Here is a 612-nt window from a genome sequence, read left to right as displayed (position 1 = left end):
GTAGGTTTTTTTGACTTTGGAAATAGTATTCTTCCACTTTGTTTATCTACATTTAATATAAAACCTTCGGGTGTATAAATTTCATAAGTTTCACTCATTTTTTATCCTTTCATCCTATATATAAACCATCTTCCATGATTATAGTAGTGGCTAATGAAATTCATTATTTTTACTCTTTTATATTATGCTCTTTAGCATAAGCTAGTATTTTAGCTCTTAAATCCTCTGGAAAATTATATCTATATATGGCAGGAATTCTTGGATCAAGGAGTTTATCAAGCTTATGTCTTTTATAATACCATTCTAGGTTTTCAGGGGTAAAATATCTTGGTGCATTAGGATAGCCTTGAGGTGGAGTTAGAGCTGCGAGTTTGGCAGTTAATATCATAGAATCTATTTTTAATTGTGCATCATTCCAATCATTTGGAATATCATAACCATAGGCATTAATCATACCATTAGAATACCCATCCATATAACGATCAAATTCTCTTCTGCTTTCATAAGTAGAATCTACATCCCTTGGATCTTTTATCTTACCCTCAACTATATCACTTCTTAAGGCTTTATATATATCTCCAAATTCATCTTCAGAAATTTGATATTCATTAT

Annotated in this window: 1 pseudogene; it reads right to left on the bottom strand. The window is 30.2% G+C overall.

What is annotated here, in order from left to right:
- Positions 1-169: 169 nt before the first annotated feature.
- Positions 170-612 (bottom strand): annotated as a pseudogene (locus L8X97_RS08290) (hypothetical protein); the annotation flags it as partial.

Origin of the sequence: Campylobacter sp. CNRCH_2013_0671h (assembly GCF_025773055.1) — a bacterium.
Lineage (GTDB): Bacteria > Campylobacterota > Campylobacteria > Campylobacterales > Campylobacteraceae > Campylobacter_D > Campylobacter_D lari_D.
This window is presented reverse-complemented; position numbering and strand designations above follow the sequence as displayed.